24 protein-coding genes and 4 pseudogenes are annotated in these 26867 nt (G+C 59.9%); 7 read left to right on the top strand and 21 right to left on the bottom strand.

The features are described from left to right. Positions 1-12 precede the first annotated feature (12 nt). The gene (locus BS630_RS06385) at positions 13-975 is read right to left on the bottom strand and encodes an MBL fold metallo-hydrolase (protein WP_077976725.1); all 963 of its coding nucleotides are present in this window, start codon (positions 973-975) and stop codon (positions 13-15) included. 142 nt (positions 976-1117) lie between these two features. On the opposite strand from BS630_RS06385, the gene BS630_RS06380 reads away from it, so the two are divergent. After that, complete coding sequence (locus tag BS630_RS06380; protein ID WP_077977036.1) at positions 1118-2077, top strand: LysR family transcriptional regulator; 960 nt, start codon at positions 1118-1120, stop codon at positions 2075-2077. Positions 2078-2492: 415 nt separating this feature from the next. Here BS630_RS06380 and BS630_RS38625 read toward each other — a convergent pair whose 3' ends face one another. Both BS630_RS38625 and BS630_RS06375 read right to left on the bottom strand, forming a co-directional pair. Further along, entirely contained in the window at positions 2493-2645 is a 153-nt protein-coding gene (locus BS630_RS38625; protein ID WP_206108859.1) for a polysaccharide deacetylase family protein, read from the bottom strand. A gap of 173 nt (positions 2646-2818) precedes the next feature. Further along, the gene (locus BS630_RS06375) at positions 2819-3745 is read right to left on the bottom strand and encodes an AraC family transcriptional regulator (protein ID WP_183594535.1); all 927 of its coding nucleotides are present in this window, start codon (positions 3743-3745) and stop codon (positions 2819-2821) included. Between the two features lie 398 nt (positions 3746-4143). Here BS630_RS06375 and BS630_RS06370 point away from each other — a divergent pair, with 398 nt between their 5' ends. Then, positions 4144-4995: an SDR family oxidoreductase gene (locus tag BS630_RS06370; protein WP_077976723.1), complete on the top strand. Its 852-nt coding sequence runs from the start codon at positions 4144-4146 to the stop codon at positions 4993-4995. A 908-nt stretch (positions 4996-5903) separates the two neighbouring features. Here BS630_RS06370 and BS630_RS06360 read toward each other — a convergent pair. From BS630_RS06360 to BS630_RS06330, 7 genes are all read right to left on the bottom strand, one after another. Beyond that, a complete protein-coding gene (locus BS630_RS06360; RefSeq protein ID WP_077976721.1) occupies positions 5904-8075 on the bottom strand; it encodes a xanthine dehydrogenase family protein molybdopterin-binding subunit in 2172 nt (723 codons plus the stop codon). 10 nt (positions 8076-8085) lie between these two features. Next, positions 8086-10242, bottom strand: a complete 2157-nt coding sequence (locus tag BS630_RS06355) for a xanthine dehydrogenase family protein molybdopterin-binding subunit (RefSeq protein ID WP_077976720.1) — start codon at positions 10240-10242, stop codon at positions 8086-8088. Beyond that, on the bottom strand, positions 10239-11243 hold the full coding sequence (locus BS630_RS06350; protein ID WP_077976719.1) for an FAD binding domain-containing protein: 1005 nt from the start codon (positions 11241-11243) through the stop codon (positions 10239-10241). The genes BS630_RS06355 and BS630_RS06350 overlap by 4 nt, the downstream gene beginning before the upstream one ends. Before the next feature lie 3 nt (positions 11244-11246). Then, positions 11247-11819: a (2Fe-2S)-binding protein gene (locus BS630_RS06345; protein ID WP_131642924.1), complete on the bottom strand. Its 573-nt coding sequence runs from the start codon at positions 11817-11819 to the stop codon at positions 11247-11249. 227 nt (positions 11820-12046) lie between these two features. Continuing rightward, positions 12047-12952: an SDR family oxidoreductase gene (locus BS630_RS06340; protein WP_077976717.1), complete on the bottom strand. Its 906-nt coding sequence runs from the start codon at positions 12950-12952 to the stop codon at positions 12047-12049. 12 nt (positions 12953-12964) lie between these two features. Beyond that, positions 12965-13345: a hypothetical protein gene (locus tag BS630_RS06335; RefSeq protein WP_245310393.1), complete on the bottom strand. Its 381-nt coding sequence runs from the start codon at positions 13343-13345 to the stop codon at positions 12965-12967. An 83-nt stretch (positions 13346-13428) separates the two neighbouring features. Beyond that, complete coding sequence (locus tag BS630_RS06330; RefSeq protein ID WP_077976715.1) at positions 13429-13896, bottom strand: DUF6152 family protein; 468 nt, start codon at positions 13894-13896, stop codon at positions 13429-13431. Positions 13897-14012: 116 nt separating this feature from the next. On the opposite strand from BS630_RS06330, the gene BS630_RS06325 reads away from it, so the two are divergent. Next, complete coding sequence (locus BS630_RS06325) at positions 14013-14978, top strand: AraC family transcriptional regulator (RefSeq protein ID WP_077976714.1); 966 nt, start codon at positions 14013-14015, stop codon at positions 14976-14978. Between the two features lie 87 nt (positions 14979-15065). On the opposite strand, the pseudogene BS630_RS06320 reads toward BS630_RS06325, so the two are convergent. Next, positions 15066-15305 (bottom strand): annotated as a pseudogene (locus BS630_RS06320) (Lrp/AsnC ligand binding domain-containing protein); the annotation flags it as partial. Between BS630_RS06320 and BS630_RS06315 the strand changes: the two are divergent. Further along, positions 15305-15502: pseudogene (locus BS630_RS06315) on the top strand (ISL3 family transposase); the annotation flags it as partial. The pseudogenes BS630_RS06320 and BS630_RS06315 overlap by 1 nt on opposite strands. Positions 15503-15639: 137 nt before the next feature. Continuing rightward, positions 15640-16752 carry a Fic family protein gene (locus BS630_RS06310; RefSeq protein ID WP_077976713.1) on the top strand — a complete coding sequence of 371 codons (1113 nt, stop codon included), beginning with the start codon at positions 15640-15642 and terminating at the stop codon, positions 16750-16752. 335 nt (positions 16753-17087) lie between these two features. On the opposite strand, the gene BS630_RS06305 is transcribed toward BS630_RS06310, so the two are convergent. From BS630_RS06305 to BS630_RS36980, 8 genes and pseudogenes are all read right to left on the bottom strand, one after another. Then, entirely contained in the window at positions 17088-18269 is a 1182-nt protein-coding gene (locus BS630_RS06305) for a Fic family protein (RefSeq protein WP_077976712.1), read from the bottom strand. A gap of 376 nt (positions 18270-18645) precedes the next feature. Beyond that, positions 18646-19188 (bottom strand): GNAT family N-acetyltransferase, encoded by a 543-nt coding sequence (locus BS630_RS06300; protein WP_077976711.1) that lies wholly within the window; start codon positions 19186-19188, stop codon positions 18646-18648. Next, the gene (locus tag BS630_RS06295; RefSeq protein ID WP_003563077.1) at positions 19188-19496 is read right to left on the bottom strand and encodes a type II toxin-antitoxin system TacA family antitoxin; all 309 of its coding nucleotides are present in this window, start codon (positions 19494-19496) and stop codon (positions 19188-19190) included. The genes BS630_RS06300 and BS630_RS06295 overlap by 1 nt, the downstream gene beginning before the upstream one ends. 546 nt (positions 19497-20042) lie before the next feature. After that, entirely contained in the window at positions 20043-21569 is a 1527-nt protein-coding gene (locus BS630_RS06290; RefSeq protein ID WP_077976710.1) for a SulP family inorganic anion transporter, read from the bottom strand. A gap of 4 nt (positions 21570-21573) precedes the next feature. Beyond that, complete coding sequence (locus BS630_RS06285; protein WP_077977035.1) at positions 21574-22278, bottom strand: carbonic anhydrase; 705 nt, start codon at positions 22276-22278, stop codon at positions 21574-21576. 443 nt (positions 22279-22721) lie between these two features. Next, positions 22722-24125 (bottom strand): annotated as a pseudogene (locus BS630_RS06280) (helix-hairpin-helix domain-containing protein); the annotation flags it as partial. A 96-nt stretch (positions 24126-24221) separates the two neighbouring features. Next, complete coding sequence (locus BS630_RS06275; protein ID WP_077976709.1) at positions 24222-24668, bottom strand: GNAT family N-acetyltransferase; 447 nt, start codon at positions 24666-24668, stop codon at positions 24222-24224. Further along, the gene (locus BS630_RS36980) at positions 24665-24823 is read right to left on the bottom strand and encodes a hypothetical protein (RefSeq protein ID WP_158081400.1); all 159 of its coding nucleotides are present in this window, start codon (positions 24821-24823) and stop codon (positions 24665-24667) included. Before BS630_RS36980 ends, BS630_RS06275 begins: the two co-directional genes overlap by 4 nt. Positions 24824-24978: 155 nt before the next feature. Between BS630_RS36980 and BS630_RS06270 the strand changes: the two are divergent. Together BS630_RS06270 and BS630_RS06265 are read left to right on the top strand one after the other, a co-directional pair. Further along, a pseudogene (locus tag BS630_RS06270) lies at positions 24979-25176 on the top strand (NmrA/HSCARG family protein); the annotation flags it as partial. After that, positions 25173-25700, top strand: a complete 528-nt coding sequence (locus BS630_RS06265; protein WP_077976708.1) for a nuclear transport factor 2 family protein — start codon at positions 25173-25175, stop codon at positions 25698-25700. The pseudogene BS630_RS06270 and the gene BS630_RS06265, both read left to right, overlap by 4 nt. A gap of 9 nt (positions 25701-25709) precedes the next feature. Here BS630_RS06265 and BS630_RS06260 read toward each other — a convergent pair whose 3' ends face one another. Together BS630_RS06260 and BS630_RS06255 are read right to left on the bottom strand one after the other, a co-directional pair. Further along, a complete protein-coding gene (locus BS630_RS06260) occupies positions 25710-26114 on the bottom strand; it encodes an RES family NAD+ phosphorylase (protein ID WP_245310392.1) in 405 nt (134 codons plus the stop codon). Positions 26115-26232: 118 nt separating this feature from the next. Then, positions 26233-26622 (bottom strand): hypothetical protein, encoded by a 390-nt coding sequence (locus BS630_RS06255; RefSeq protein WP_077976707.1) that lies wholly within the window; start codon positions 26620-26622, stop codon positions 26233-26235. Between the last annotated feature and the right edge of the window lie 245 nt (positions 26623-26867).

Raw genomic sequence — 26867 nt, 5'->3', positions numbered from 1 at the left:
TTGCTCACCGAATTAGAACTGCCAATCGACCGGGACCCAGGCATAGGCCGTGTCGGTCTTGAGTATGCGACCGAGACCTGGGAATGGATAGTGGAAGCCGAGAACGAGAAGCCGGTCTGCCGCCGCCATGTCGAAGATGCGGCGGCGGGATGCGAGTGCGGTGTCCTTGTCGCGATCCGGCCCAGGCGTCCATGGCCGATCGACATTAACGATCGGGTGGTAGGCGAGATCGGCGGTCAGCAGGAGCTGATCGCCCCCCGATTGGACAAGGAAGTTTGCCATGCCGGGGGTGTGGCCGAATGCTGGAAGCGTGGTCAGCCCGGGTACGATCTCCGCGCCGGCTTCATACAACTCGATCCCGTTGGTGACCGGTTCGACGCTTCGCTTGATGGCCGCTGCGAAATTGCGACGGAAATCCTCTGGCACCGGCATATAGGAAAGGTCGGGATCGTTGCGGACGAAGAAGTCCCAGTCTGCCCGTGGCGCAAAGACCGTCGCGCGAGGGAAAGCCTTGCCGCCGTCAGCCGTCCGAAGATTGCCCACATGATCGGGATGCGTGTGGGAGACCACCACGACGTCGATGTCCTCGGGCCGCAAACCGATGGCGGCCAGATTGTCGAAGATGCGACCGCCTTGCGGTCCCATGGTCTGCCCGGCTCCGGCTTCGAGGAGGATCCGCCTGCCGTTCGTCTCGATAAGAAGCGTGTTGAGATTGAGCGTCAGGCGGTCGGTCGGCAGGAAGGTGCGCCTCAGAACCTCCTGTAGTTCTGCCTCCGGCGCATTGCTGGCGTAGACCCGCGGAGGGCCGCCGATCAAGCCGTCGCTCAACACGGTCGCTGAGATGTCGCCGATGTGAAAGCGGTAATGGCCGGCATTTCCACCTTGGGCTGGGGACGACACAGCGGGAGCAGCCTGCGCAATGGCCATGCCGGGCGGCAAGATCAGCCCCGTCACGGCCGACGCGGCTGTCAGCATGATCTTCCTGCGGTTCAGTGTGATTTCACCCATAGTTTTGATCCCGTTGATATATCGGCTCGCAGGTGCTGCTCTTGATTTAAGCGTCGGCAGGAAGGGCCGCGATCATCCGTGGTGCCGCCTAGCTATATGTTCTCCAAGGATGACACAGCTGGGGCGTGCGGATAAGCTAACGAAAACGGATCAGCCTATTAAGCAGGACTTTGCAATGCGACCGCTACGCCTAGACAGCTTAGAGATCTTTGAGGACGTCGTGCGCTGCGGCGGCTTTAGAGCCGCCGCGCTTGGCAGGGGCGTTTCGTCGTCCGCCATCAGTCAATCGATCAGCGTGCTCGAGGAAGCGCTCGGGATCCGGCTGCTGAATCGAACGACACGCAGCGTCGCGCCGACGGAAGCGGGCGAGCAGCTTCTCGAGCGGCTAAGGCCGGCGCTTCCCGACATCAGAACAGCGATCGACGATCTCAATCAGCTTCGCGAGCGCCCATCCGGCACCGTGCGGATCAATGCCCCGGGTCCGGCCGCCGACCACCTTCTGTGCCCTCTGGCCTTTGAGTTCATGAAAATCTATCCCGACGTCAACGTCGAGATCATCAGCGATGCTGCGATCATCGATATCGTGGAGCAGGGTTTCGACGCCGGCGTGCGCTTCGGGAACCAGCTCGCCCAAGACATGATTGCCATGCCCCTCGGTCCCGCCTTGCAATATGCGATCGTGGCCTCGCCCGATTATCTTCGCAGGCGCGGTAGACCAGATTCGCCGCGCGATCTCTTGCAGCACGACTGTATTCGTCGCCGTTTCCCCGGCGGAACCATGGTGACGTGGAAATTTAAAAGAGACGGCGAAGAAGTGGAAATCACCCCGAACGGTCGGTTGACGCTGAGTTCAGCGCAACAAGAGCGGCAAGCCGCGCTCGCGGGATCGGGAATTGCCCACCTGTTCGAGGATTACGTCCGTGATGATATCGAACAAGGCAGAACTATCGAGCTGCTCAGTGACTGGAAAAAGAAACTGCCGAGCTGGTATCTGTATTATCCGAGCCGGCGGCATACGAGCGCAGCCGTGCGGGCTTTCCTCGAATACGTCCGTAACCAGAGATGGTAGTTAAGAAAAGACGGGCGGGAAGAGGCCGATAAATCCGTAGGTGCGGGCGGGTTCGCATCCGCCCGCATCTACCACCTTCGCCACGCCCGGATGTTGCCGAGATTCCGGTCTGCGCGCTATATATTCGTTAGCCGGGTGGTCGGGAAAACAGCTGAAGTAGCGAGTTCTGGCGGAGACCTATTCTTTTATATACCGGATCTCCAGCAGCGGTGGCCTCGAGCATACCCCGTCACTTGCGCGTGACCGCCACCCCGAAACCGCCACTGGCGGTCAGTGTCGGTCGCTGCTAGGTCCAGAAAACAGACAGGAAACTCGCTCTGCGTCAAGCCGCATGACCAGCTCCATGACCGTTCAATTTTGCTGAACTTGACGCACACAACCGCCATCCACCCTCGCACGCGCCAGCACCTAGGGATCACGTGGGGACGGAGCGCATGCCTTCTGCGGAGATGCGCCTTGTCGGGTTAGGATACGCCCGGATGTTCGCCGCCGTTTTGAAGAAGGTCGCTTTGGCGCCGTGACATTTCAGCAGATCAAATAGCTTAGGATTGATATCTGGGGCCGTCATCGAACTGGCCGGCAACCGCTCCCCTCGCCGCTTCGGACACTTGAGACTTCATTAACTCATCGCGACGGAACGTTGTCTAACGGGGATTTCCGCACGTCCGTCAGAACACTATTTCTTTTCGAGAAGGCCGCTCTTATCGAAGACTGTAAAAAGCCGCCTTCCCGGCGCGCGATTTACGCAGTACGAACTGTGCGGCTGGCATATTCGCTATTCAAGCGCTGCTGGTTCATCGCGTCACGCTTCGGCGCAGCGCCAAACATCCGGCAGTATTCGCGGCTGAATTGCGAAGCGCTCTCGTAGCCGACCTGATAGGCAGCCTCTGCTACGCTTGCAGCTTCAACCACCATCAGTCGCCTTGCCTCGAGAAGGCGCAGCTGCTTTTGGAACTGGAGCGGCGTCATCGAGGTGAGCGCCTTGAAGTGCTGATGGAACGACGACGGGCTCATTCGCGCGACCTCGGCCAGATGCTCCACATGCAGCGTCTGGGCGAAGTTCGTGTGCAGCATGGAGATGGCTTTCACGACCCGCTCGATATTCGATTCGGGTAACGCCAACCTGTAGAGTTCGCCTCCATGCGGGCTGTTCAGAAGCCAGAAGCAGATCTCGCGTACGATGGAGGGGTAGAGGATCGGGATCGCTTTCGGCGTCTCGGACAGCCTGACAAGACGCTGGATGCAATCCGCCAGAGGTACATCGACCTGGCTCACGAACATGCAGGGGCCGTGGCTGACAGGTGGGACAGGCGGCTCATCCAATTGTTCAACCACCTCGCGCATCACAGTCACGTCGAGATCTATGGTGACCCCGATGTAGGGCGCGTCGGGGCTCGCCTCAACGATCCGCCCGCTGGCCGGCAGTTCCACGCTTACGACAAGACACTCCATCGCGCCGTAGGACAGCATGTCGTCACCAAAGAGGATCTCTTTTCCTCCCTGGATCACGACGCAGAGAGATGGTCTGTAGATCGCCCGCATCGGCATCATCATTGCCTGACAAGAACGGACAATGTTGAAGCCGTCGATCGGGGTCGGAAACAGGCCCTCACCGCCACCCTGACCCTCGATATAGCCGGTAACCGCGGCAAGAAGCGACGACGACACGCAAGCCTCCGGTTTGTTGCGAGGCCAATGCAACACGCAATCCATATCCGGCAAGGAATCCTCACTTGTAGGAATAGGCAAGTTTCTTGAGAGTTCGGGCATTCTGTTCACGGTGCACTCCATCTAGCTTGAAGGTGCCAAACAAGCGAGGAGTGCGCCGAGCATGACAGAAACTCCCTTGCGGTCAATAGATGTTCAAATAGGTAAATCACCGGCGTCCAGGGAAGCAGGCCAGTCTCATTCGCCCTGCTGAACGCAAGTCAAAGCGTCGCCGCTTCCACAACATTAACGGTATTTCCGCCCACGCAGATAACCGGGCGTGGCGCGCACCGTGCGAGACGTCAGCGCAGCCTTGCCGACCAAGTCTTGTAACAGCCTCAACAAAGGAGACTTTTGAAATGTCCGATACTGATAGCTCCCGCCGCACGTTCATGGCCCTCGCCGCCGCGGCGCCGGCGGCTCTCGCCCTGACGAGCGCGGCCTCGGCGCAGACGTCCACCGCCGGCACCGGCACCCTGCCTGGCGCCGGTCGGGCTGCGGTTGTGACCGGATCGTCGCGGGGCATCGGCGCCGCTACCGCTAAGCGTCTGGCGCAGGACGGCTACGCCGTGACCGTGAACTATCTCACCAACCGCGATCTGGCCGGCCAGGTCGTGGCCGACATCGAGGCGGCTGGCGGTCGCGCCATCGTTCGCCAAGCGGACGTGGCTGATCCCGCGGCGGTCAAGGCGCTCTTTGATGCCAATGACGAAGCCTTCGGCGGGGTTGATGTGGTGGTGAACAATGCCGGGATCATGAATGTCGGCCCCTTTGGTCAAATGACCGACGTGGCATTCGATCGAATGATGGCCACCAACGTAAAAGGCAGCTTCAACGTTCTGCGCGAGGCGGCGCGGCGTACGCGTGACGGCGGCCGGATCATCAGCCTCAGTTCGAGCATCATAAAGACGCCGCCCCCGGCAACTGGCGCGTATGCGGCCACAAAAAGCGTCCAGGTGCTCTTTTCCAGCGTCCTCGCGAAGGAACTAGCCGGCCGCAACATCTCGGTCAACTCTGTAGCTCCCGGCGCAGTCGACACGCAACTCCTCCGTCAACACGGAGAAGAAGCACTCCGAGGAATTCCCGAGCAGACGCCGCTCGGTCGCCTGGGACTGCCGGATGACATCGCCAGCGTGATTGCTCTTCTTTGCTCTCAGGAAGGTGCCTGGATCGATGGTCAGAATCTATTCGCGAACGGCGGCCTAGGCTAAGGGAGAGCAACCGGCTTGCCCGTGCCGCCGAAGCTGCCAAGCGCCGTCCCCGACGGCGCAGGCTGAATGCAATCGAGATCGGATCAGAGGACCACTGCCCGGTCTCGAAGATCCGGAAAGGAGATCGCTGGATACCCCATCAGCCAGCGATCTCCAAGCCACCGAAGACCGTTTCCGGAACCTAGACGCCTTTGGTGGCCCCATCCCCATAGCAACGAGCCGAGGCGAAGCTTATGGCCTTCGACCCGGCGACTGCATTCGCGGCCATGATCAACGCCTATGGCTCCGTGAGTCGCTTTGCCGTTTTACTGCCAGAGTGCTCCATGCCGATGATACCGTACGGGCTCGCCGAGCGGATAGAGGCGTATAAATCAACCTGTTTCGTTAGATTTGACATACGTTTGCGGGAGCCTGAGCGCGCAGTCGGTGTTTGGCGAGACCACCCGCGATGATCGTCGCCCGTTCGACAGCGGCGACTGTTATGAGGGCGCCAACCGTCCGGACTAACAGCTCGCAGTTCATTTAAGGCACCGTCCGCGGCAAGGTCGCAAATACTTCCGCGGCGGCCCCTCTCCGGTCTGAGCAGAATTATCCCCGTCGCAGCTTGGGGCGGTTGAGCAGCCCCCTCCTTGGGATATGCCAGCCCTCGCCTAAATATGCGCTCGTAGGCGCCGCAAAGGCGCATTGGCGTGCACGACAGACACCGGGACAGCGAACATGTCATGTGACTGGAGGCATCGAAGCTGGCAGATTGCCGTAGCTTCTGAAGGAGGCGATTGCTGGAGTTTGGATGGCGGCTATCCGCACAAGGGGCCGGGCCAACCACTTTCGACGCGAGCTAGATAAAAATATGACAGTCGCTGCCGCTTCACGTTTGGTGCCGCGACCCCACTTGATTATTGCCACCTCTATGGAATCGGAACCTGCAGGAGATGCTCGATCCGAACCGGCAATTTTCGCAGCCGCTTGCCGGTTGCATGAAAGATTGCATTCACGATAGCTGCCGATGCGCCGACCATCGCCACCTCGCCCAGTCCCTTCACCCCTACGCTATTTGCCACCGGGTCGGGTTCATTGATGAAGTCGACCTCGATCTCCCCAATATCGGCGTTCACCGGCACCACGTAATCCACCAGATCATTGTTAAGGAAACCGCCGAAGCGCGGATCGACTTCGGTTGCCTCACGAAGTGCTGCGCCGAAGGCCCACACGACGCCACCACGCACCTGACTGACCGCAGTGCGCGGGCTGACCACGCGCCCGCAATCGGCGACACTCACCACGCGCGGCATCCTGATGCGCCGGGTGGTCGGCTCGACCTGGACCTCAACAAAATGGGCAATGTAGCTCATTGCTGTAAATTCGGGAAAGGTCGGACCGGCGATCGCATATTGCCCCCTGCGCAACCGTTCCAGTGCTGCAGCATCCTGACCGGGTCCGAGCAGCGAAACGTCAACAGTTAAAAACGGGCGGCGTATGGCGGCGAGCTGCTGATGAATGGTTCCGGAAAACTGCCTGCCTGCGAGCAGTTCGGATATCGCGGCGCGCATCCGCTCGACAGCGAGTGCTGCAGTCGGCACCACGCTGAATGTTCCCCAGGACCCGGCAGTGATCTGCTGGGGAGCAACGGTGGTGTCGCCAAGGACAATGTCGAGCTTTGCCGCGTCTATCTCCAGACCGTCGAGCAGTACGGCACCAATCGCAGTCTTGATACCCTGGCCGAATTCGTGATGCGTTGTCGCGAAACGTGTCGTACCGTCTGCGCTGATGCGAAGCGTCGCCACGGTTGCGGTGACCAGGGCGGGATAGATGCCGCTCGCAACACCCCAGCCGACCAGCGAGCCGTCCGCCGCCCGCATGGATCCGGGCTTGGGCGTGCGTTTCGACCAGCCAAAACGTTGGGCGCCGCGGCTGAGGCATTCATTGAGATGACGGGACGACAGTGGCCGGCCGTTCTGGGGATCGACGCGGGTATCGTTGGCGATGCGAAAATCGACCGGGTCCGCGCCAAGGCCATACGCCAATTCGTCAACTGCGCATTCAAAGGCGAAGCACGCCGGATGCTCGTGTGGTGCGCGCATATGCCCGGGAGGTTGGGTGTCGATCCTGTAGTCCACGCCGCCGCCATAATAGTTTCGAATGCCGTACAAGCGTGTGGGGCCAGCATGATAATCGGGCGGAAAGGTACCTCGGCGGGACTGCTGCTGATCGGCGACATAATGTACGCCCGTCATTTTTCCCGCAGCATCGGCTCCAAGCCTGATGCGGTGCGTGCTGTTCGGCCGGAACTTGGCAAGGTGAAATATCTGCCCCCGCGGGGTGACCAGCTTGACTGGCCGTCCGAGCAACATTGCTGCCCGGGCGATGATGGCCGTTTGCTGCTGTACCCAGCCCTTTTGACCGAATGCTCCGCCGACCGACGGGCTTTTAACGTCGACAATACCCGGGTCGATCCGCAGGATCCGCGCAACAACCTCCTTGATCCCACTGGCGAACTGGGTCCCTTCATAGATGGTCAGCCGGCCATCCGTCCAGACAGCGGTCGTCGAAATCAGCTCGATCGGATTGTGATGCTGGGCTGGTGATTCGTATTCGACATCCACCGTCATGGTAGCTTGCGCCAGAGCGGCTTCAGCATCGCCGAAAGCGGTTGGCCGCGCCTCCTCGCGGACTGCGAGCGCGCTGCGCTTGGTGGCCGCAAACGGCTGTGTCTCGAATGTCGCCGCCACGCGCTCAGCTCCCTCCGTCGCCGCCTCCAACGTCTCGGCGACAACCAGCGCGATCGGCTGGCCACGGAAGGCGATATCTCGATGAAGGGTCGGAGGCGCGTCAGCGTTGGGGAAGCGCACCGGCTCCGGTGGCGGCGGAAAATCATCTGGCGTCAGTATACGCACCACGCCCGGCACACTGACGGCGTCTTCGACGTGGAGGGTCGCGATACGGCCTTTGGCCACCAACGATGGTACGAGCATTGCGTACAGCATTCCCGGCACGGGAATGTCGGCGGCATAGGCCGTTGCGCCCCGAACCTTGTCAACAGCGTCAATTCTCGCCCGGTCCTTGAACGGTGTGGTGGTCATGAGGTTCTCCCTAAAGCAGATGTTCGATGCGGATCGGCAACTCGCGTATTCGTCTGCCCGTCGCATGGAAGACGGCGTTGGCGACGGCCGCCGAAATCCCCACCATCGAGACCTGGCCCAGTCCCTTGACCCCGGCAGGATTTGAGAGGGGGTCCGGCTGGTCGATCAGGCCGATCTCAATCTCGCCGATGTCGGCATTCACGGGCACGACATAATCGGCCAGGTCTTCATTGAGGTAGCCGCCGTAGCGCGGGTCGATCTCAGTCGCTTCGCGCAAGGCGTGGCTCAAGCCCCAGATCACACCGCCGTACACCTGGCTCCGCGCGGTACGCGGGCTTATCACCCGGCCGCAGTCGGCGATGCTCACCACGCGCGGCACCCGAATGCGCCGGGTGCGCGGCTCGATGCGCACCTCCAGAAAATGGGCGCTGTAGCTGAAGGTCGAGAATTCCGGATAAACAGATTCGGCGACGGCAAAGCCGCCCTGACGCAAGGTCTCCAGCGCGGCCTGATCCTGGCCCGGTCCCACGGTCGTCACCTCAACCTGCAGGAAGGGACGGCGGATGCTTGCGAGCTTCCGGTGAAGGTTTCCCGAGATCTGCCGGCCGTCCAGCAGGTCCGCGACGGCAGCCCGCATCCGCTGCGCCGCCTGCATGGCCGCCGGCACGACGCTATTGGTGCCCCAGGATCCGGCGGTCATGTGCTGTGGCGCTGCCCTCGTGTCACCGAGCGCGATTTCCAGCCTTTCGGGGTCGATATCCAGGTCCTGAAGCAGCACCGACGCGATGGCCGTCCGCATGCCCTGGCCCATTTCGTGACCGGAGATGGCAAAGCGGGTATGGCCGCGCGCGTCGATCCTGAGCGTCGCGATCGCCGGTGTCGTCGCCGACTGGTAGATACCGCAGGCCATGCCCCATCCGATCAGGCTGCCGTCAGCCGCGGTCATCGACCCCGGCACCGGCGAGCGCCGCGACCAACCGAAGCGCCGCGCACCTTCCTTCAAGCATTCGTTCAAGAACCTCGAGGACAGGGGATGGCCATTCTGCGGATCAACGCGTGTGTCATTCGCCAACCGAAATTCGACCGGATCGCGGTTCGTCTTATGGGCAAGTTCGTCGATTGCACTTTCGAACGCGAAGAATGCAGGCTGGGGATGCGTGCCGCGCATGTAGCCTGAATCCTGGCGATCAAGCCGGATATCGGCGCCGGTCCCCAGATAGTTTCGAATGCCATACATCCGGATTACGTCCCGGTGATATTCGGGGACAGCGAAATATCCGTTTGGCGACTGCTCCTGTTCGACGTGATGCTGCACACCGACAATCGTTCCGTCCGCGTCCGCACCTATGCGGATCTGATGCCGCGTACGAGCCCGGTAGGTGGCGGTATGAAATATCTGGGCCCGCGGCTGCACGAGCTTGACCGGCCGGCCCGTCAGAATCGCGGCACGCGCAACAAGCGCTGTCTGCCGTTGCACGGCCTTTTGCCCAAAACTGCCGCCCGTAGTTGCGCCGCGCACATGGACGAGGGCTGGATCCAGCCGCAATGCCCCTGCGACGGCACCTTTGACGAGTGAACTGGCCTGGGTCGATTCGTGGATCAACAACGCGCCATCTTCCCAGAGTGCAACCGTCGCGATGAGCTCAAGAGGGTTGTGATGCTGCGTGGGAGAATTGTAAGTCGACTCTACCGTCGCCGCCGCACCGGAAAGGGCTGCTGGAGCGTCCCCGAATGCGACTTCATCCGCAGGCTGACGCCGCGCGCCGGCGCTTTCCATCACGCAGGCAAACGCCTCCGCCACGTAGGTCGGGCGGATTACCTCAGCGCCTTCAATCGCAGCTTCCAGCGTTTCAGCGATGACCAACGCGACCGGCTGGCCGCGGTAGGCGATGGTTGTTTCCAGGGTCGGAGGCGGCGGCGGGGGACCATCTTCGCTGAACGGCGGAGGTGCCGGAAAATCTTCAGGGGTTAGGACACGGACGACGCCCGGCACGCGGAGCGCCGCATCAACGGGCAGCGAGGATAAGCTGCCTTTGGCGATGGTGGCCGGGACAGTCATCGCGTAAAGCGTTCGGGGAAGCACCAGGTCGGCCGCAAATCTTGCCTCTCCCCGCACTTTGGCAAGAGCATCGACGCGGGCGCGATCGGGAAAAGCGGTGGTACTCATGTGCGACCTCTTCCGGCGGCAATGATAAGGGCATCAGCAATGGTGCGGGCGCCGAGCTCTGTCTTGAAGCTGTTATGCCGCCCGGGTCGCGCATCACGGAAGGCGGCTTGGCCGGCAGCGAGCGCGAGTTCCGGCGTGAGCCGATGGCCGATCAGAACCTCTTCGGCCTCGGATGTGCGCCACGGCCGCGTTGCCACGCCGCCAAGCGCGATCCGCGCCCCCTCCACCCGATCACCGCTCATCTCCAGCGCTACCGCAGCTGAAGTGAGCGCGAAGGCGTAGGATTCCCGATCCCTGATCTTATGGTAGGTCGACAGGCGGCCGGCCGGCGTCTTCGGCACCGTGATTGCAGTTATCATCTCGCCGGGCCCGAGGGTAAATTCAAGATGCGGGGTATCGCCCGGCAATCGATAGAGATCGCCGACGGGCAGCGAACGTGAACCAGCCGGTCCCAAAAGCTCGATGGAGGCATCCATCGCGACAAGGGCCACCGGCCAGTCCCCCGGCGAGACGGCGGTGCAGGCCTGGCTGGTTCCGAGAACCGCTTGGCCGCGATCGAGCCCTCCGATAGCTGCACAGCCACTGCCCGCTTCGCGCTTGTTGCAGGGATAAATCCCACCCCCACCGTTGCGGAAGTACATGCAGCGCGTACGCTGGAGGAGATTGCCGCCGACGGTCGCCATATTGCGAAGCTGCTGGGAGGCCGCCTTCGCCAGAGCCTCCGACAGAACCGGATAGTCGCGCCCGACGACGGGATCCTCTGCAACGGCGCTCATCGCTGCGTTCGCCCCAAAGCGAAGCCTATCGCCGACCGTTTCGATCCGGTCCAGCCCCTGGACAGCGGTCACGTCGATCAGATAGTTCGGCCGCTCGATCATAAGCTTCATAAGATCGTAAAGCGTGGTGCCGCCGGCAATGAAGCGTGCACCTTCGCCGGCTTCGGCGAAAGCACCGACTGCTTCTTGAGGTGTTGCCGGACGGATGTAGGTGAATGGGCGCATTTTTCAGCCCCTTCCCATCTTGGCAGCAGCATCTTCAATGGCAGCGACGATGCCGACATAGGCGCCGCAGCGACAAATGTTGCCGCTCATATATTCACGGATTCGTTCGCGTGACGTAGCGTTGCCCTCGGCGACGCACGCCACCGCAGCCATGATCTGACCAGGCGTGCAGTAGCCGCATTGAAGCGCATCGTGATCGATGAACGCCTGCTGCATCGGGTGTAGCGTGTCGCCTTCGGCAAGGCCCTCGATTGTGAGCACTTCCCGGCCATCGACTTTGGCTGCCAGCGTCAAGCAGGAGGCGACACGGCGGCCGTCTATGTGAACAGTGCACGCACCGCACTGCCCGTGGTCGCAGCCCTTCTTTGCCCCCGTCAGCGCAAGCCGTTCGCGAAGCAAGTCGAGAAGGGAGGTCCTCGCATCAACCGTAAGCTCCACCGTTTGGCCGTTAACCGACGTGCGAATTATGAGCGCCTGATCCGCAGAGACGGGCAAAGCAGCTTGGCGAGGCCCGCTTTGAGCGCGAGCGGAGTCTGCGAAATGGCTGGCGGCGACAACCGCGACGCTTGCGATCATCGCATCTCGCCGTGATACGAGGAGTTGGTTGTCCGGGATCTCCGGCGCGACGTCAGGATCATTGCACATTGTTGCTCCTCTCGATTGGAAGTTGTTGCGGCAGAATCTGCATTGCTCGGACGGTTCTTTCCTCTGAGCAGGTGACGTGTTGGGATAAGAGCCCGTAGGACAACCGATTGAATCCTCCCGTCGGCGCTATCAGATTTGGCAGCACCGATCGGCGCGGGCTAACTCCCGCCAAAATAAACCCCTGCAGCGAGATCTTCCAAAAGCGTGGAGCCGCCTGGCGACCAGCCCAGATTGCGGCGCGTTTCGGCACTGGATGCACGGATGTCCATCGCCGCGAAGTGATTGAACCAGCCGAAATGGTTAAGCGCGGCTTCTGCGTCGATCGGTGCGACCGGAAGGTCCAGACCGGTGCCGATTGCGGTCGCGATATTCCGCAAGGGAATGCCTTGCTCGGCAACTGCGTGGAAGCGCGCATGGGTCGACGCCCTCTCGGCCGCCAATCGATAGAGCCGGGCCGCGTCGCAGCGATGGACGGCGGGCCACCGGTTCTCGCCGTTGCCGACATAGGCCGAAAATCCCTTTGCCCGTGCGATATCGATGAGAGTTGGCACGAACGCACGATCCCCTTCGCCATGAACACTCGGCGGCAGACGGACGATCGAGACCGGCACCCCCAGCTCGGCCACCGCATCGGCGGCAATTTCCGAAGCAGCGCGCGGATTGGCGGCTGCGTCGGACAGAGGAACAGCGTCCGTGGCTTCCGTAACGAGCCCGTGCTTGGGCAAGACGCCGATTGCCGACGTGACGATGAGTGGCCTATCCGAGCCGGTAAGTTCTCCACCGAGAAATTCGATGACATCGCGATCGGCTTCGCAGTTCGCGCGGAACTGCGAAAAGTCGTGATTGAAGGCGGTATGTATAACGCCGTCAGCCCGAGCCAGCGCCGCCCGCAGGCTGTCTCGCTCGCGCAGATCGGCCGCATAGGCTTCCGCCCCGAGGGTCGCCAGCATTCCGGCCGCGGCGGCGGACCGGACTAGTCCGATTACCCGATGTCCGGCATCGACCAGATCCTTCACCACAGCCGAGCCGACAAAACCTGCTGCGCCGGTCACCAAGATACGCATAGCAATCTTCCTTTAACTGAAGGCAATCCAGCGGCCGGCGAAGACGGCGCTGACCCAGAAACACAGCGATACGGCACCTGAGAAGCGCGCGGCTCGCCTTCCAACCAGGACCGCGAGATTAACGCCCAGCCCCGCCTGCCGCAGAAGCAGCGCGTTGCCGCCGGCTGCCGCAATGATCATCATCTTGATGAGGAAAACCGGATTTTCCGCGTAGTTCGCAATCCGCACCGATAGCAGCAACAGCCCGGTCGTCGCTGCCAAAGCAAAGCCGCAGAGCGCCATCCTCACCAGCGCCGGCAAGGCCGCATCGAATTGCGGGCAAAGAATCCGCAACAGCCGCAGGTCGACCGCGACGATCGAGCCCAGCAGGGTCCCTATGCCGATGATGTGCAAGGCCGAAACCACAGGATAGACCCACGGCACCGCAACGATCAGCCGAACAACGCCAAGGTTCTCGATCTCTTGAAACATCAAGGCTAGCATCCGTCCACTCCCGGCGCCCAGTCTCTGGAGTAGGATAGCATCTCCCCGTCCCTCAGCCGTATCCAGGTGCTGCGCAACTGATGCGGGGGCAGGCAGTTGCGAAGCGCAACCAGTGTGACGCGATCACCGGGCTTTACCTTAGCTTCGAGGTCGTAAAACATGCGGACCGGAGAAAGTTCGACCTCACGGACCTGTCCGAGGTCCTCGGGACGAGCTGATACCGGTCCAAAATACTCGTCCGGACGGCCGAGTTGCCCGTCAGCGACCTTTGCTTGCTCGACACGGACGGAAAGAACGGGGTGCGGCGGCGAGAAGGTCGTTGCCGTGACGATGCCGGAAATGAGTATTGGCCTGGAGGCATCGTAGCGGCCGGTAATCCCATGATGCGCGAGCGCGCTGCCTGCTAGTCCGCTGGCAAGGACGACGGCTGCAGTATGCCTCAAATGAGTCATAGGAAACATATTACGCTCCATCGGCAACAGATGTTTCTGTCCTAGTCGATGCAAACGTAGAGGCTTGATGCAGCACGATCCATGCCCTACCGTCCGCGATATCGTCGCGATCGTCCGGAATTCGTATGGATCCACTTTCTGAAGTCTTGTCGCTACTCAGAACGCGCAGCTATGTGTCGTCCGGTTTCAGGGCCGGCGGCGAGTGGTCGCTTCATTTTTCGCTCAAGGACGACGTGATCAAATGCTACGCTGTCGAGGCTGGCGGATGTTGGCTGGCGGTGGACGGGATCGGTGAGCGGGTCAGGCTTGAAGCTGGAGATTGCTTCGTCCTCCCAAGTGGACGTCCGTTTCGCCTTGCCAGCGATTTGACGCTCTCGCCGATGGATTCGAAGGCCGTGTTCCCTCCCGCCCTGCCAGGTGGCACCGTCACGCTGAATGATGGCCGTGACCTGCTCCTCGTGGGGAGTCGCTTTACCGTGGCGGGACGGCACGCAGGCATGCTTCTGAAGATGATGCCACCGATTGTGCATATTCGAAAGGATGTGGATCAGGCGGCATTGCGCTGGTCAGTGGCGAGGATGCGTGAGGAACTTCGCGATGGTCAGCCTGGCGGCGCGTTGATTGCGCAACAGCTGGCCCACATGATGCTGGTTCAAGCGCTGCGCCTCCATCTGCTGGAAGGTGTTCATGAGCCCGGCTGGTTTGCAGCACTAACTGACACCCGTCTGTGCGCGGCGATATCGGCAATGCATGCCAATCCTGCGGAGCGCTGGACCTTGCAGGAACTTGCTGCAGAGGCCGGAATGTCGCGATCGGTCTTCGCGCAGCGGTTCAGGGAAGCGGCCGGTGAAACACCTTTGGAATACCTGACCCGCTGGAGGATGCTTCTGGCCGGCGAGGAACTGGAGGTTGGACGATCGGTTTCGGCGATCGCACCCGCGCTCGGCTATGCATCCGAGAGTGCCTTCACCAGCGCGTTCAAGCGCGTGATGGGCTGCACGCCAAGGAACTATCTGAACAAAAGTAAGACTAGGCTTCCGCTTCAGGCCGCTCAGACCGGCCGCGATACCCACAGAAGGCTTCGCGGCTGAATCGAATGATACTCCCGTGCGGGTCCCAAGGCCCCGAAGCCGGGCGAAATGCCGTCTGCCCGGCTTTCGCAAAAATCCTGATTTTTGCTACAGGGGCGGCAAGCGTCGTTTGACGGACGTTCCCTTGATGACGGCCGTGCTGGTGACGGCGTGTTCTGAGAGCGCTTCGAGGACGTCGTCCATCTGCTCGATCGTATGGACTACCAGACGAGCAAGGAATGGATCATCGCCGGTGATCTTGTCGCATTCGACAAATTCCGGACGCTCCTGAATGAGCCGTTCGACGAGGTGCAGTTTGCCGGGGAGCGGCCGGATGCGCACCATCGCGTTGTCGAACAGGCTTGGTCGCGTCCTTCGTGAACGGCGTCGTCAAGGACCGTGCAGCCGTCAGCGCCGCGATCACGTCGCCATGGTCGAATGGCCAGACCGAAGGGCAGATCACCAAGCTCAAATTGGCGAAACGCCAGATGTATGGCCGCGGAAAGATTGACCTCCTCAAGGCCCGCGTCATAGGCGCGGGATAAAATCCATCACCACCAAAACTGCGTCAAAGCCAATTTTGGACGCCGATTAACAGCCCTCGGCGTGATGAGCGAAAAAAATTGCTTTTATCGCTCAGATTATTGCGGCATTGTGGGCGATAATATGGAGTTTATCGCCCATGGCGTGGAATTGGGAATTGGCGGGGTGGCCGAAGTTCGAGTGGAACCCTGAGCTTCTGCGGGAGAGGGAGCTGGCATCCATGGAGAATGCAGCTATCGCGGTCGGCACCATGCGCCATCTCGGGAAGAACGATCGCGAGGACGTCGTGATCGAGCTTCTCAGCTCCGATGCTTTGAGCACATCAGCCATCGAGGGGGAAGTCCTCGACCGTGACAGCGTTCAATCGTCCCTTCGGCGGCAACTCGGACTGTCTGCGGCACCTCTCCGCAGCAGTCCGGCAGAGGCAGGCATTGCAGAGATGATGGCAGACCTCTACCGCCACCCACTTTACCCCATCACCGAGGAGCGGCTGTTCGAATGGCACCGGATGGTGATGAATGGCCGCCGGGACATCGCCGACATCGGCAGCTATCGCCGTCATGACGAACCGATGCAGATCGTCTCCGGCGCTTTCGGCCGCCAGCGCATACACTTCGAAGCACCTCCATCCGAGCGCTTGGCAGTCGAGATGAGCCGGCTTCTCGAATGGCTTGAACACACCTCTCCGGAAGGGGCGCACCCGCTTGCTGCCGTCACCCGCGCCGGCATCGCGCATCTGTGGTTCGAGAGCATCCACCCTTTCGAGGACGGCAACGGCCGTATCGGCCGTGCGATCGCCGAAAGCGCACTTGCACGAGCGATCTCGACTCCGACTTTCAGCGCATTATCGAAATCGCTGCTGAAACACCGCAGGGACTATTACGCGATGCTGGAGGCGGCGAGCTCCACGCTCGTTATCGATGACTGGCTCTCATGGTTCGCGGATCGGGCGCTCGAAGCCCAGTATTCCGCGGACGAATTGGTCCGCTTCCTGATCGAAAAGACACGGCTTATGGATAGGTTGCGTGGCGCGCTGAACCAGCGACAGGAGAAGGTCCTTCTTCGCATGCTCGCCGAGGGTCCTGAAGGTTTCACCGGGGGCTTGAGCGCCGGCAACTACGCCACGATCACAGGCGCTCCGCCCTCGACTATAACCCGCGATCTAGCCGACCTGGTCGAGAAGGGCGCACTGCTGCGCACCGGCGAGCGCAAGGCGACGCGCTACCGGCTGAATCTCGCAACCGAAACATAGGCGAGCTGGCCGAGGCGTTGCGTCAGCAAAAGTGAATCAGGCAGCAATACTCTGCGCCTCAGTGTCATCACAGGCGGATTTCGCCAGGGCCTCCTCCACCTCACGCAAACTTCCCACGCTTCTCAGCCGGGTCGTCAGCAAAGGCAAAGTTGTCAGCCTGCCGCGACTGGTAGGAGGAAAGCCGCCGCGGGTACTCCGCCAACCTCTGGCGATAACATTCCCGCTCCTCTTCGAATCCGTCGAGCAGCGGTCGATTAGCTGTGACAAGCCATTGACATCAACTAAGTGACCGCCTTGATGGGACTCGAACCGCAGACCGGTGAATTGGTTGGTTTTCAAACTGCTGCGGGAAGAGGATCGGTGCCTTCACTAAGGATCGCGAGATACCGTCTATAGCTGAAAACGCGACCACGCTTGCGGCCGGTCACCTCCTCAACTATGCCGAACCGCTCCAGATCGGTGAGTGCCGCATTGACGGTAGGGGCCGATAGGCCCGTCTTTTGAACAAGCTGATTTGCCGTCAGGAACGGATTTTGCTGAAAAAGATCATGGATGCGAAGCGCTGAACCGGCTCGGTCGCTGTCAGTTGTGATGCGCTCGCGGTCTTCCTTGAACACCTCGACGATCCGAGTGGCGGCGTCAAAAGCCTGGTTTGCGGTGTCGGCGACGCCGGCAAGGAAGAAGTCGAGCCAACCTTCCCAACTGCCGTGTTCGCGGACCTCCTGGAGCAGTCGATAGTATTCCGTTCGATGGGTCTTCAGGTAAAGACTTAGATACAGTAGTGGCTTACGCAGAACCCCATTCATGCAAAGGTAGAGCGTGACTAGCAAGCGGCCGATACGACCGTTGCCATCCAGGAATGGATGGATCGTTTCGAACTGGACGTGCAGAAGGCCGGCCTTGATGAGTGCAGGCAGCCGCGACCGATCTTCATGCATGAAACCTTCGAGCGCATCCAAGCAGGTGTCCATCTCCGTGACAGGTGGCGGCACGAAGAGCGCATTGCCAGGTCGTGTCCCCCCGATCCAATTCTGCGAGCGCCGGAATTCGCCGGGATTCTTGGTACCGCCGCGCCCACTTTGCAGCAATCGCGCGTGCATTTCACGGATCAGGCGTAGGGACATTGGCAGAGATTCCAGTCGTTCCAAACCATACATCATGGCATCGACGTAGTTCGAAACTTCGCGGATATCATCGATAGGTTGTCCCGCCTGCGCTTCCGTCTCAAAACGCAGAAGATCGGAGAGCGTTGACTGTGTTCCTTCGATCTGCGAGGAAAGAACAGCTTCCTTCCTGACATACATGTAAAGAAAGAGCTCCTGACGAGGGAGCAGCATCGTGATACCATCTAGCCGTCCGAGAGCTCGCTCCGCCAAGCTAAGACGCTCCAGAAGTGAAAGCACATCAATGGCAGGCATAGGCGGCAATGGCGGAGGTACGAATGCCCGCACGGTTTCGCCAGCAACTGCTGTTTCGACAAAGCGGCCGAACCGCTGATTTAGCTCGGAATCAGACATAGGCCGATTATGATTTTCAGCTACTATTTAAGCAAGTGGGCCTTCGCTTAAATAACGAAGCAGCTAAGGTAAGCGCTCTTAAATAAGCGTACGCCCAGTCGAGCGCCTTGAATGAATGCGACCCGCAGACCTGATCATGGGTTCAAGTGGGATAACGGCGATTTATGGAACTCTTTGAGAGACGTGGGACATGACCGGAATTCAACCTACCGCTGATCGGGTCTTCGAAGATGGGGTTCTTGCACGCCCGGATTTCGCGATCCTAGCTGGGCTGCAGTCGGTCTCGCTGCACCCCTGGTCGACGAGACCTCACCTTCTAAACTCATGACGAAATCCTTACGACAGGCCCGCCGAGAACTCCATGAGCGGCAGGGTTTTAGTCAAACATCTTTTTGATCGTCGCGATTGGGATGAACATCCGCATCGCATTTGTTGGCAGAGGCTGGAAGCCGTATTCCTTGTAAAGCTTTACTCGTCTCTCGGTCCGCTCTGCATCACCGCAATCCAGGACATCGAGCAAGACGATTGCCGTACCTATGTCATCCGAGATACGCGCTATTCGCGTCAAGCAGTCGATCAGCAGGTCACCGCCGTATCCGCTGCCAGCGAATTTCAAGTCGCGACCGATCATTGAGATGTAGGCCGCGGGAATTGACCCATGTCCCGGCCGGTCGCGGGCGAACCTTTTCGGAAGCTCCGTATAATCAACAGCGTGGCTGTTGATGGCGTAGAAGCCCATCACCGGGCCTGCGTCCTGCGTCATTACGAAAACACGAACATTGTCGCTCTTCTGAAGCTTGTTTGCGGTCTTCTGAAAGAAATTGTCGACCTGCTCAATGCCGCACGAAAAAGCCGCCCGATCATGTTTTAGGGGATCGAGCGGCTCGATGATTGGCTTTGGCGCTTCGTTTTGCGGCATTATTTTGAAACGACAGTCTCGCTGTGACGCTTGAAAGCAGCCTTAAGTCTATCTGTCGGCTCTGGCGGGTTGTCCAGTGCAGCAAAAAACGCAGCATGATCGGCTGGCTGCAAAAAGGTCCGTTCATGGACGGCGATCGTCGTCATGGCGGCTTGATAAGCAGCGTTGATCGTGAAAGCGGAGTCGTCTACACCGGACAGCGCAGCAGCGCGTTGAATTGCCGTCTTGATGCGCGCCTTCGTACGGAAGCCCATACGTGCGTCGTTTGGTTCATCGATTTCGGCGGTCATGTCTTTGAAAGCAAGCATAGTCGCCTCCTCTTCGGGTGTAACTGTGTGGTTATGTGTACGTCAAAATGACGTACCCGTCAAGTTGATATACGGATCTTCGTACGTCGCGTGTGCGTACGTTCAGTGAACGTGGCGCAACAGTTCCTGCGCACCGTGTATGTGGGCAGGCGAACGTCAACGGCTCATCGTTAGTCGAGACTGGCCTCGCTACGGCAGCCGATACGAACGGACGGATTGATATCGAGCATCTGGGCAAGCGGTGCCCACTCAACATGTGCCAGCGTCGTCAGCGATATCGCGAGAATAGAGGCCCGTGCATACGATAAGCCGTGAAGCGACGATATTGCGCCAGCCCAGGGTCTGATTTTGTATTGAAGGGTATGAAGGTACAATCGTTTTTGCGGTTGCTGGCCTTGCCACGGCGACGAGTGTCGCAGCACGCCGCTTCACTTCCAAGAGCGTCTCGGAGACGTCGTCCATGTCGAAGAGACCGATCCGACCGAATTGACTTTACAGCTCAGCGCAATGAGACAGGGAGGGCAACGGATCGCCCTCCCGCAAACGTCATGCAACTTCGGCAGAAAACCGCGCAAATAGCGGCTTCAGGCGGGGATGCCGTGCCGCCCGAGGCGGATGGATCTCGATGTTTCGGCCGGATTTCGTCTCGCGCCTAAGCCATTCGCTGATGGTCTCAGCGCTGGTGTGATCAATGTAAAACAGGTGTTTGCCGATGATATTGACTTTACGGCCGTCGGGTAGCCCTTCGAACGTGCTGAGTATCGCCGGCACGTCTTTGCAGGTGACCGCTCCGCGCAAACGGACATGGATTTCGTTATCGACCTCAGCATGCCTGATCACAAGCTTTCGACGCAGATAGGGGAGAATTTCCAGAATCGACAGCGCAAGGCCGAGCGCCACGCCGACCAGCAAATCCTGCAGGACGACCATGGCCACCGTCACTGCCCATATTCCGACCGGTACGAGACCATGGTGCTCGAACAAGTGACGCACATGGTGGAGACTGATCAGCCTCCAGCCAGTGACGAGCAGGACGGCGGCAAGCGCCGTCAACGGCACCATTCCCAACACGCCCGGTAAAAGCGCCACCAACGCCAGGATCCAAACGCCATGTAATATTGCCGAGGTGCGCGTGCGAGCTCCAGCCTGGATATTGGCCGATGATCGAACAATGACACCCGTGATCGGCAATGCCCCGAGCAATCCACAAAGGCCGTTACCGACGCCTTGGGCGAATAGTTCCTTGTTGAAGCGGGTACGTTCTCCATCGTGCATTCGGTCGACGGCGGCCGCGGAAAGAAGCGTTTCGGCGCTTGCAATGACGGCAATCATCAACGTCATTAAAATAATGCCCGGCTGCACAAGCTGGGCGAAATTCCCGGCCGTCGGAAAGGATATGCTGTCAACTAGAGAGGCGGGCACGTCCACGCGGGCGATCGGGAGTTCAAGCCTGATTGTCAAGATTGTAGCGGCAGCAACACCGACAAGAGCTCCCGGGACCAGCGACAGTGATTTCGGGCGGAATTTCTCCCAACACACCATCGCAAGAAGAGCGATGAGGCCGACCAACAGTGCGACGGCCTCGTTGGTGACATTGGTGCCGGTTAACCGGCTGACGCTCTCGTCGATGGCGGTGACGTTCTCTATGCCGCCTGCTGCGGGCTTGGCACCCATGAGAACATGGATCTGTCCGAGGATGATCAAAATGCCGATGCCGGCCAGCATGCCATGAACGACGGCCGGAGAAATCGCTCTGAACCAGGAGCCGATTCTCAGGAAGCCCGCCACGATCTGCAGAAGTCCGACAACGAGCAGCACAGGACCGAGCATGGCAATGCCATGCTGTTCGACGAAGCCGAAGACGATCACGGCAAGACCGGCGGCAGGCCCGGAGACCTGAAGAGGTGAGCCTGCCAGCACGCCCACGACCAGCCCTCCTACGATACCGGAGATCAGCCCCATGGCCGCGGGCACCCCCGATGCGATTGCAATGCCCAGGCAGAGCGGAATAGCAACAAGGAAAACCACGAGAGACGAAGCGAGGTCGCGTGAAACAGAGCCGGTGTTTGTCATGGCACTACTCCCCTGCAAGCGCTGCGGCAATCCGCGGCATGACATGCGGATGGCCTCGTCCTGTGAAGGCGACCGGCAGCGGCTCCCCCTCCTGTACCTCCGTAAACCTGGCCAGAACCCCGTCATAGACCTGGACCTCACCCGTCTCGATATCGAAGAACCAGCCGTGGAGTGTGATTTCGCTGGTCGCGAGCTTTGCCGCCACTGATGGATGGGTCTTCAGGTGGTCAATCTGTACGACCACATTTTCCATCGCTACCGCACGTACACGCTCAGCGTCGGAAAGATCGTCGGGATAGGCCTGGCAAACAATCGAATAAGCGGCGTGGCTGTGCCGCAGCCAGGCTGCTACATTCGGCATTGGTTCCAGCATTTGTGGGAGGCACAGCCCTTTCATCGCCCCGCAATCGGAGTGACCGCAGACAACAATGTCGCTGACGCCGAGCGCCAGGATGGCATATTCGATTGCGGAAGAGACCCCACCATTGAGGGTCGAGAAGGGGGGAACGATATTGCCGGCATTGCGGCAGACGAAGAGATCGCCGGGTCCGGACTGCGTTATGGTTTCCGGCATCACGCGGCTGTCGGCACAAGATATCATCAGGGCATGTGGCTGCTGGCCTTCGCGCGCGAGTTTGCGGTAAAGCGCGGAATGGGTCGGGAACACGGCGCCGCGAAAACTGGAGATACCTTTCAGGAGATCACCCATATTCGGATCCTCTTTCTGGCCGGACAGTGGGAGGATTGTCTCGTCCGGCGGGTTGCAGAAGCGATCTGTTCGCACGTGCACAATAAAGGACAAGACGAGAGCAAAAGAAGAGCCGCGGAGCATATTGCATCGCAACATTATTTGAACAAATGTGATCTGCAGTTGCCGCTGATATCGCCCAATTTCGTGATCGCGCTGGCAAACATGGAGTTCGGCAAGTGGCCTGAACGACTGGCCGTTGGCTCACCAGGTCGAACTGCATTCTTCGTCCAGAAGGCTCTGACCGAGCGCACAGCAAGCTCGGCATCTTCACCCAGGCATGGGCGCCGATCGGCGGCGTCAAGCGCCACTGGAGGAAGGCCAAGAGCCGCAGGACCTCGCTTCGGCCTCAGGCGATCACCGCGCAGCCACTCGTGCGAAGTGTTCAATCGCGCTGGGTTTTGTTAGTGAAAATTCCGGCTCTTCACCTTCAATGTATCGATATGAAGGTCAGGCACAAACATGTCGCGCGCGGCGACAACAGGCTTCGGCTTGTCCCGTGGATCAGGCCCTCCGGCTCTGGCGAACTCATCGCCACGGCCGGCCGGCAGCTTGAACTCTTCATCGCGATCGGCAAGGTCGGTAAGGTCGGCTGACAGGTCGAACAGCTGCTGGGCGACAAGATGCACGACCTCCCCTTCCCGCTGGATCCGGCCATTGATCGCCATCATCGAGGATCCGAGAACAACCCGCCGGCGCTTTTCGAACAGCGTCGGCCAGACGACCAGGTTGGCAGGCCCGGTTTCGTCCTCGATGGTAATGAACATGACGCCCTTGGCCGATCCCGGCTTCTGCCGCACCAGCACAAGGCCTGATGTATAGACCCACCGCCCGTCCCTCGAATTCATCGCCTCGGCGCAGGTGATGATGTTGCGCACTGACAAATCCTTGCGCAGGAAGGCGATCGGATGCTGCCGCAATGTCAGACCGGTATGGCTGTAGTCCTCGATGACGTTATGCCCGTCCGTCATCTGCCGAAGTGCCACCTTCGGCTCCTGCTGCTCGGCGATTGCAGCCATCTCCCGTTCGGCAGCCGCCGAAAACAATGGCAGGGGTTCATCGCGCAGCGCCTTGATCGCCCACAGCGCATCCCGACGCTCGAGCTTCAGCGAGGGCAGAAAGGCATCGGCCTTGGTAAGCTGGACGAGCGCCTCCGATGGCACGCCAGATCGCCGCCACATATCATCAACCGAGGCAAAGGCATTGTCCATGCGTGCCGCGACGATGCGCGCGGCGTCAGCGACCGCCAGTCCTTTCACCTGTCGGAAACCGAGCCGAACTGCATGGCGGCCAGAACTGCCGCTCCGCTCCAGCGTGCAGTCCCACCGGGACCGATTGATGCAGACCGGCCGCACCTCGACGCCATGCGCCCTCGCGTCGCCGACGATCTGCGCCGGCGCGTAAAAACCCATCGGCTGCGAATTGATCAGCGCCGCGCAGAAGGCTTCAGGATAATGGCATTTGATATAGCTCGACGCATAGGCGATCAGCGCGAACGAAGCCGCATGGCTCTCCGGAAAGCCGTAGCTTCCGAATCCTTCGAGCTGGGAGAAGGTCTTTTCGGCGAATTCCGGCGTGTAGCCGTTCCTCACCATGCCCGACACGAGCTTGTCCTTGAACCGCGAAACGCCGCCGGTGAACTTGAAGGTCGCCATCGACTTGCGCAGCTGATCGGCCTCGCCGCCGGTAAAGCCGGCACAGACCATCGCCACCCTCATCGCCGACTCTTGAAACAGCGGCACGCCGAGCGTCTTGCCGAGCACCGCCTCAAGCTCGGGCGTCGGATATTCGACGGCCTCCTTGCCTTCGCAAGTCGGTCCTCCGGTCCGATAAAAATCCTGCACTGGCCCAGACGGACCCGGAACGAGCGGTTCCCAGCGCGCGCCTCTCGACCCCAACGCAGGTTACAGCCGTTTGGAAAGGTGAAGGGGGCTGCCCGCCGCTGCCTGGTATCCTCTAGCCTCGTAAAACGTCTTGGCGGTTTGGGTGCTTTCCAAGACACACATCTTTATCCCGCGCGCGCGGGCCTGGGCCTCCAGCGCGAGCAAGATCGCTTTGCTTATTCCCTTGAAGCGTGCGTCGGGGTGAGCATAATTGAGCAGGATTTCACCCTGTGCATCCACCATGCCGACCCCGACAATGTTGCCCGCAAGTTCTGCGACTAGAACTGTGGCATCATCGCGATTGATCCATGCTGCCCAGGACCCGGCAGTCTTATTGGAGAGCCAAATCGCAATCTCAGCGTCATCGTCGTGGTGATCAGCGCTGCACAATTGCGTTATAGACTGGCGCAGGATCGCGATGGCCGCCTCGGCGTCGGTTTTTTTACCGACTCGAATGGAGATGGTCATTTCAACCTCGATACTTCACTGTCGTGCGTGAAGATATTGAGATGGCCTTCCGCCTGTAGGCTCGGCTCCTTCCAGCTCGTCCCCAAAGCCGCCTTCAGCTCCTCCACAGGTACACCCGGCTGCATCGGAGCCGATCTCGCATTGTCTATCGGCATGCGCGTCCTCTCTCGCTGACCGTCCCGCGCAAGAGATAGGACGGGTCGGAGACAGGGCAATGACGTAGCGGGAGGTTGGAGGCTCAGCGTGGCTGCGAAGGCGCGCAGTCGTTGACAGCGAAAGACCCCGCATTCGATTCAGTGATAAGCGACAATACTTTCCGGCATTCGGCGCCAATGAGCTTCTTGTCGATGAACTGATCGGCATGGTCGAATTTGCGGTCGAGTACGGCTACTTCGACAAGGAACACGATCTGGAATGGAGCCGCCGCTTGAATCCGGAGACGCTTTCCTGGGAGCAGTTTCTGAAGTCGTCCGACTGGCGCGGCGACAGGAAGCAGTTCGGCCTTTGAACCAGTCCGCCGGGGCCGACAACCGCCGGAATACGGTCACGCAGTTGTCGACGTCGAAATGGCACAGGCTGGCTTATCGCGTCACGCGAAGCGCATTCAGCCGCAACAACAATGGTGAAAACGATATGAGCGTTGAAGACAACAAGCGCATCGTGCGCGAGTTTTGCAATCACTTTAAGACATCAAATGCTGATGGTCTAATTGACGGCATGACAGAGGACGCAACTTGGTGGGTCAATGGAAAGCCGCACCTGTTTCCGTCGGCCGGGACAAAGACGAAAACGGAAGCTGCGAGCATGTTCCGCAACATGTTTACGGCCTATTCGAACGGTCTTGATATGAAAGTCATCAACCTGATCGGCGAAGGAGATAGCATCGCTGCTGAGGCGCGATCGCAGGCAACCACGAAGTCCGGCAAGATCTACGAGAACGAATACTTTATTCTGTTCAAGATCCGCGATGGAAAGATTGCGAGCGCAAGGGAATACACCGACCCAATGCATGTCCAAGAAACCTTCGGCTAATCCTCGTTTCTAGTGCGGCCAAGACGACTGATCGCGCGGCAATCGGTTGTCTGAATCGTGAACACTTACTTCATCGCCAGCAGCAAGATTGGCCGGAAAAATTACCAGGTTGGTTCCGCCAGCATGCCGTAGTGATGGAAAAAGAAGCCCCCGACAGCCTGCCGAAATGACCTCGTCAGCCAGCTTCCAGGACGGAGGCACCTTCTTGTCGATCCGGGCGATCTTTCGCCATGCCCAGTCCCATTTAGCCCAAGCTTCATCCCAATGAAGCGGATCGAATCCTTCCGAAAGGTCGGCGACCTCGCCAAGCGTGATCTTGTACGCGGCAAGCGTAGCCGGCGGAGTAATGCTCGCGCCCTGTCGGTATTCCTCGAGCGCGGTCTGGGGTGCCCCGGAAAGATAGAGAGCCTCCACACCGGGGCGATTGAAGCGCCGCCATCAATGGCGGCGCCGGCTCCGCTGATCGGAAGAAATGCCCATTTTGGTGTCAGGTAGCGATGAAAGACCGCGTCCGGGCCAATGCGGGTGATTTTCACCCGCGCGCTCCATTCTCCAGGTCCCGGATATACGCCAACACAGCCTCGATCTCACCATCGGCAACAAGCTCTGCCGCTGTGTGATGACCATAGTCGGCAATCGGTTCGTTTCGGTACCAATAGATTGCCTTCTGAAGATCGCCGCTCAGTTCCGCTGCTGCCGAGATTGCCTTGATCATTTCCCGCATCCTGCCCTGCAGGCGCTCGGAGGACGGATTGCGCAAGGTGTTACGGTGAACGCCGGTCAATTCCGCGAGGTTCGCCACCTTGACGCCTAGCGCCTTCGACAGGCGCGACGGCGAAATATAAGGTGTCCGCGGCTCCTGAAGGCTATCGACAAACCCCGAAACGACTGCGTAAGGATGTGCTGCCTGAGCCTGTGCCATATCTAATCTCCGCTCACTTTCAATGCACAATATATGCACATAATTGCGCACATCAAGTTTTTAAAAAGGAGCTTCTCGAACTTGCGCTTTCGAGCGCGATCCCCTCGGCATGGCTAGCCAGACCGCCAGGCGAATGGCCTTACCAACCTTCGCCGCGCTCAATTGCCTCGATGAACTCCTCGAAAGAGCGGCCGAGAACACGCACTTCATTCAGCCAGTTTCCGGCAAAGACGAAGGGAATGGAA

It is taken from the genome of Rhizobium laguerreae (genome assembly GCF_002008165.1).
Lineage (GTDB): Bacteria > Pseudomonadota > Alphaproteobacteria > Rhizobiales > Rhizobiaceae > Rhizobium > Rhizobium laguerreae.
This window is presented reverse-complemented; position numbering and strand designations above follow the sequence as displayed.